This is a genomic window from Streptomyces sp. NPDC059398 (assembly GCF_042751845.1).
Taxonomy (GTDB): domain Bacteria; phylum Actinomycetota; class Actinomycetes; order Streptomycetales; family Streptomycetaceae; genus Streptomyces.
In genome coordinates this window covers 155,283-161,365 of the sequence record NZ_JBHYWP010000002.1, presented here as the reverse complement: position 1 = coordinate 161,365, position 6,083 = coordinate 155,283, and the positions used below count along the sequence as shown (strand labels likewise).

Sequence of the window (6,083 nt, the reverse complement as noted above, 5' to 3'; positions counted from 1 at the left end):
GGGTCGTCGGCCCCGCGCCTGGGGGCGGTGGGCCGGGAGGCTGGGACCGAGGGCGGCCCCGACCCGGACGAGCTCCGCGCCGTCCAGCAGCAGATCCTTAGCCCCGCACCCGCCACCGAACCGACGGCCGGCGAACGAGCACCGCAGAGCGTGCAGCCGACGATCCGCCGCTTCACCGGCACCAAGCGGACCGTCCGTGTCGGACCGTTGCGCTTCACCGGCGACGAGCACGCCGCGCTCCAGGAGGCCGCAGCCGAACACGGCTACAAAGGGGAATCCGACTTCACCGCGGACATCGCCCTCGCATTCATCACCGGCCGGTTCACCGCGAACCTGCCGCTGTCCGAGGACCGCCGCCGCACCCACATGTTCCGCGCCCAGGTACTGCGCGAGCTCAACCGGATCGGCGTCAACGTCAACCAGATCGCCCGCGCCCTCAACAGCGACCTCACCCCGCCCGACGTACGTGACCGTCTCGACGAGCTGCACCACCTGCTGGACCTGATCGCCCAGGCCCTGCGCGAACCCGCCGAGGCGGAGAAGGAGCAGGCCGCGTGATAGCCGCCATCAAACCGGCCGGGTCCAACACCCGTGGCCTGCTCGCCTACCTCTACGGTCCCGGCCGCCACGACGAGCACCTCGATCCGCACATCGTCGCGGGCTTCGCCATGCTCGGTATGCCCGACCCTGGCCGGAACCCGGACGCCACCCTCACCCAGCTCGCCCACCACCTCGACGAGCCGGTGCATCTCCGGAACAGCGAGTTCGGGAAGAAGATCACCGACCACGTCTGGCACTGCCCCGTCCGCGCCGCTCCCGAGGACCGGCACCTCTCCGATGCCGAGTGGGCCGATATCGCCCAGCGCATCGTCGAAGCCGCGGGCATTGCCCCGCCCGGCGACGACCTCGGCTGCCGGTGGATCGCCGTGCGCCACGCGGACGACCACATCCACATCCTCGCCACCACCGTCCGCGAAGACGGCCGCCGCCCCAAACTCCACGGCAGCGGCATCCGCGTCGGCGACGCCTGCCGCCAGATCGAGACCGACTACGGCCTGCGTCAACTGAAGAAGGGCGACCGCACCGCCGGAAAGCGCCCCACCCAGGCAGAGATGCACAAGGCCCAACGCCTCGGCTGGGAGCAGACCAGCCGCGACTGGCTGCAGGACCGCATCCGCGCCGCCATCCCCCACGCCGGCAACGCCGAGGAACTCCTGGCCTACCTCGAAGCCGACGGCATCGCGATCAAACCCCGCCGCGGACCCTCCGGGGACCTCCTCGGCTACGCCGCCGGCCGTCCCGGCGACCTCAACAAGGACGGCGACCAGATCTTCCACCCCGGCGGGAAGATCGCCCCCGACCTCACCCTCCCCAAGCTCAAGGCTCGTCTGGAACGCACCGCACCCGAAGAACACCCCACCGCATGCCGACAGCACCCCACCACCCCCTGGCACCAGGCCACCGAAGCCCTCGACACCCTCAACTCGGACATGGCCCACGACATCCACGCCCAGGCCCACATCAGGGCGCTCGGCGAACTCATCGAGGCCACCGCCCAGAAGGCCCCTGACCACTCCCGAGCCGAACTACGAACCGCAGCACGGACATTCGCCCGCGCCCAGCGCTCCCAGATCCGAGCCGAGCACCAAGCCGCCCACACCCTGCGCCGCGCGACCCGCGACATCGCCCACGCCGTCACCGGCCCCGACGGCAGCGCCTTCGCCGCCCTGCTCGCCGCCCTCGTCTGGGCCACGATCGTCGCCGCCCGCTGGCACGAGGCGAAGAACCACGCCCACCAGGCCGAAGCCGCCCGTCAGGCCCTGCACCACCTACACACCGCCGCCGACCACGCCCTCGTCCCGGTCATCGACAACCTCGCCGCTCGTCAGCCGAGCGACCAGGCCCGCCGAACCCTGGCCCACGACGTCCGGGCCGCCGTCCCCGACCACGCCGACCGCATCCTCACCGACCCCGCCTGGCCGGCCCTCGCCACCGTCCTCGCCGGCGCCGAAGCCGGCGGCCACAAGCCACACCAGCTCCTCAAGGAAGCCGCCACCCAGCGCGAACTCACGAGCGCCCGCCAGCCCGCCTGCGTCCTGATCACCCGCATCCAGCACACCAGCCGCGACCCCGCCCCCAACCTCCGAGCCGAAGCCGCCCGCCTCCGCTCGACGCAGGTGTCCAAGCACAGCACACACCAGCCCCAAGCACCCGGGCCCACCAATGCATTCGCGCCCCTCACCGATCAACGCCGCCAGCGGCGCTGACAGCTGGAAGGGGCGGGTCTGGCCCGCCTCGGCTGCTACTGCTCGTAGTCCCACGCCCGCCCGGTCTGGCGGTACTCCTCCACAGGGATGGGAACGACGCCCGTCCGCATCTGTGCGGTGTAGAGCAGACCGTCGAGGTGGTCGATCTCGTGGTGGACCAGCCGGGCGAGCCCTCGTTCGTAGGTGGTGGTCACCAGACGGCCCTCCAACGTGGTTGTCTCCACGGTGATCCACAGCGGCCGAGGGACCATGCCGCGAACGTCGAAGAACGACAGGCAGCCCTCGTACTGCTCGTCTTCTTCGCTGGAACGGTCGGTGATTCGGGGATTCAGCAGGACGATCGCCGGAGCCCCGGCGGCGTTGGGCTGGACGACGGCGGCGGCACGGCCGATGCCGATCTGGGGCGCCGCGATGCCCATGCCCTTGGCGAAGGGGTGGACTTGCCCGATCCGCTCCATGGAGGAGAACAGCCGCTCGATGGCCTGCTCGGCCGCCTCGCGCTCAGTCGGCAGGTCGAAGACGCGCGCCCGCTCAGCAAGAACGGGGGCCCCGCGCTGCACGACGCCGAGGTCCCGCATCTGTTCACTGGGTCGCATCTGGATCACCTGAACTCCCCGTTATCCGCTTCATGTTCGGGACTGGCCCGGAACCGCCACTCCAAACGGTATCGGGCGTGGAGCGCGGGTGCGGAAGTGCTCCAGGCGAAGACGCGCACCCCTCCCTCCTCGCGCTGGACCGGTGCCGTTCGCAGCGGAGCCGCTTCGGCGGTCATTGACGTCTCGGTGCCCCACACAACGGGGTCGAGTTCAACAGGAAAGGCGAGTTCAACCACCAGATGCTCGGTAGGCAGGCGGACGGCGCGCTGGAACCAGCGGCCCCACTTCTCCTCGCCCACCGAGTAGGCGTATTCGATCCACACCGACTCACCCGGGTAGAGAGGGAAGCGGCCTTGCTCGTTCTCGAACAGCAGCCACACCTCCTTGAAGGCGTCGCGGTCGTGCTTGGCCTGCCAGCGCATCGCCTCCCCTCGACAGGTCGCGGTCAGCGAGAGCTCGTCCCAGGTCAGCGGATGCTCGCGATAGTGGGCGTTGGACTGTTCCGGCTCGCCCGGGTAACGGTCGACGCTGATGCGGATCAGATAGCGGGTGATGGGCTCACTGCCGGTGTTCCGCAACAACCGACGCATCGTGAGCCGGTACAGGCGCCCGTCGTAGTCGAGGCGGGCCGCATCGTGCTCCACTACGATCGCCGACCCGGTCGCATACGGCTGCTCGGACCGGCGAGGGGCGGGTGCGACCGCCGTCGGCGCCACAGGAGCCCTGGCCGTCTCGTACTCCAGCCAGCGCTTCCAGATGGCCTTGCCCGCGTTCAGTGCTTCCTCCGCACGACGGGCGAAGTCCTCGGTCGGCTTGTGCCGGCCCAACTCGACGTGGCTTACGTAGGACGGGTCGAAACCCATCCTTCTGGCCAACTCCCGCTTGGCCAGCCCCCGCACCTCGCGCCAGTAGGCGACCTCAGCCGCGAACGCCTCGGCGGCCTGCTCAACCGTCAAGGCATCGTCCCGCGCATCCATCAAAGCCCCCGCCCCGGCCATCGGATGAGATGAATGAACCGTGAGTGATCTCGATTCACCATTCTGTCACGGCCCCGTCCGCCAGTTTCCTTCCTCTACCGGCCCAGGTCGACCCCCGGGCCCCAACGAGGAGGGTCTCAGCGATGCGCGTGCTGTATCTGCTCAACGTCTCCAACGCCAGTCAGCTGGCCGCTGATTCCGGCTACACCTTCGCCGACATGCTCGCGCCGGCCCTGACCGACGCCGGGGCAGAGGTGACCGTGGCCTCGCCCGTCCCGGTCGGGGACGCCCGCGTGCACTTCGCGCTCACCGCTTCGCCGTCCACCAAGTACCGGGCCCGCTTCGATCCCGGCATGGACGCCCTGGTCGCCCTGATCCGCGACCGGCGGCCCGAGGTCGTGGTGGCCAACCAGATCGAGGCCGCACCCGCGATCCGGGCCGCGCTCCTGGAAGCAGGGGTGGACGCGCTGATCGCGGGCTACTGCCACTACCTGCCGTTCTCCTTCACCGACACCGGCGTCCTGGAGCTGGACCCCGCGATGAACGACCGGGGCCTGGGCCGCAGCGTGCTGCTGGCCTTCGCCGCCGGCCTCGGTGCCTGCGATCGCGTCCTCGTCCACTCTTCCACCGCAGCCTCTTGGACCACCGCAGCCGCCGCCCGTACCGGCGTCGAACTCGGCGACAAGCTGTACGTCGTCCCCGCCCCCAGGGACGTACGGCTGGTACGCGACCCGGCCGACATCACCCCGCCCGCAGGCAGGGCCTCGGGCATCTACAACCACCGCCTGTACAAGCACTACGGCACCGCCCGCTTCACCCGGCTCGCCCGGCGTCTCGTCGCCGATGCCCCGGTGCGGCTCACCGTGATGGACCTGTTCGGTACCCGCAGCCCCGAGCGAATCCGCCTTGACCCCAGCCCCGAACGGCACCTGGAGGAGCTGGCGACCACGGACGGCGTCACCATCGCCTCCGACCGTGGCGACCGCATCCGCTACCGCAACCTGCTGGCCGGAACCCACTTCGGCATCGCCCCCTTCCGTCCGGGCTGCCCCTGGTCCATGTCGGTGATCGACTGCCAGGCGATGGGCCTGCCGGTGGTCGGCCCGCGCACCGGCTGGCTGGCCGAGCACATCGACCACGAGCTGCTGTTCGACACCGACGAGCAGGCCGTCCAGATCGCCGAGCGCCTCGCCACGGACGCCGAGTTCTACCTGGTGCACGCCAAGCGCGCGCATGCCTCCACCACCGACCTCACGCCTGCCGTGGTGGCAGCCCGTTATCTGGAGGCGATCAAGTGACCGGCTTCGAGGCAGTGCAGCTCTCGTACGACGAGCCACTGGCCGGCTCCCTGCACACCCGCCTCGCCCGGGTGCTGGGCGGCAGCGTCAAGCGCCTGCACGGAGTCCGCGGGATGCGACGCGCCTACCGACTCACCGCCGAACTGGTAGACACCGAACAGTTCTTCCTCGCCGATGGTGACTTCGCCATCGACCCCGAGTTCCCCACCGCAGCGGTCCAGCCTCTGGCCGACGGGGTGGCGATGCGGGTCTGGCAGGCAGTCAACCCGGTCAACGGCCTGACCTACGGCTACGGCGGCCTCAAGCTGATCCGCCGCTCGGCGCTGAGGGAGATGGGCCAAGCCGTCGACGTGCTGGCCGCGCTGCCCGGACGCGTCGAGTTCTGCCGCCGGACCGCCGGGGTCACGCGGTTCAACCAGAGCCCGTTCCACGCGTGGAAGGCGGGCTTCCGAGAGTGTGCGATGCTCGCGCGCGGCAGCGAGTACGGCATGACCGACGCCTCCGCCCAGGAACGCATCGCAGCCTGGACGGCCAGCCGCGATGGCGAATTCGCCGCCTATGCGGCGGCCGGAGCCCGTGACGGACTCGGCTTCGCCAAGGCTGCTGCCCGAGACACTCAGCGCTTCGAGGCTCTCAACGACCCGCCGTGGCTGAACCAGCACTTCACCACGCTGTACGGCGAGCAGGCGGTCACCGGATGAACACCGCACCCGGGCCGCTGGTGCTGATCGAGCCGAACGCACACCGGGGCGGCGGGCACCACCAGCGCACGCTGGCGGCGCTCGCTGCCGTACGGCCGGGAAGCCTCGTCATCGCCCCCGGCGGCCTGAGCGAGGACCTGGCCCCGCTGGTTCGATCGGGAGCCCGAGTCGCGGGGGGGCGCGGGCGCGCGGCCGCCCCGGCGGGCCCGGGCGCGCCCCCGCGGCGCGCGCCGCCGCCCGCGGG

The 6,083-nt window shown here is 70.7% G+C and carries 6 protein-coding genes and 1 pseudogene; 5 read left to right on the top strand and 2 right to left on the bottom strand.

From position 1 onward, the window contains the following. The coding region (locus ACFXBC_RS01870) for a MobC family plasmid mobilization relaxosome protein (RefSeq protein ID WP_385017400.1) at positions 1 to 558 on the top strand (558 nt) is incomplete at its 5' end. Beyond that, positions 555 to 2,267 carry a mobilization protein gene (locus ACFXBC_RS01865; protein ID WP_385017398.1) on the top strand — a complete coding sequence of 571 codons (1,713 nt, stop codon included), beginning with the start codon at positions 555 to 557 and terminating at the stop codon, positions 2,265 to 2,267. The genes ACFXBC_RS01870 and ACFXBC_RS01865, both read left to right, overlap by 4 nt. Positions 2,268 to 2,302: 35 nt before the next feature. Here the strand turns inward: ACFXBC_RS01865 and ACFXBC_RS01860 are convergent, their stop codons facing one another. Together ACFXBC_RS01860 and ACFXBC_RS01855 are read right to left on the bottom strand one after the other, a co-directional pair. Then, the gene (locus tag ACFXBC_RS01860) at positions 2,303 to 2,863 is read right to left on the bottom strand and encodes a peptide deformylase (protein ID WP_385017395.1); all 561 of its coding nucleotides are present in this window, start codon (positions 2,861 to 2,863) and stop codon (positions 2,303 to 2,305) included. A gap of 5 nt (positions 2,864 to 2,868) precedes the next feature. Beyond that, positions 2,869 to 3,840, bottom strand: a complete 972-nt coding sequence (locus ACFXBC_RS01855) for a multiprotein-bridging factor 1 family protein (protein WP_385017392.1) — start codon at positions 3,838 to 3,840, stop codon at positions 2,869 to 2,871. Between the two features lie 143 nt (positions 3,841 to 3,983). Between ACFXBC_RS01855 and ACFXBC_RS01850 the strand changes: the two genes are divergently transcribed. The 3 genes and pseudogenes from ACFXBC_RS01850 to ACFXBC_RS01840 all read left to right on the top strand — a co-directional run. Then, positions 3,984 to 5,138, top strand: a complete 1,155-nt coding sequence (locus tag ACFXBC_RS01850; RefSeq protein WP_385017389.1) for a glycosyltransferase family 1 protein — start codon at positions 3,984 to 3,986, stop codon at positions 5,136 to 5,138. Further along, positions 5,135 to 5,839, top strand: a complete 705-nt coding sequence (locus ACFXBC_RS01845) for a hypothetical protein (protein ID WP_359983812.1) — start codon at positions 5,135 to 5,137, stop codon at positions 5,837 to 5,839. Before ACFXBC_RS01850 ends, ACFXBC_RS01845 begins: the two co-directional genes overlap by 4 nt. After that, positions 5,836 to 6,083: pseudogene (locus ACFXBC_RS01840) on the top strand (hypothetical protein); the annotation flags it as partial. The gene ACFXBC_RS01845 and the pseudogene ACFXBC_RS01840, both read left to right, overlap by 4 nt.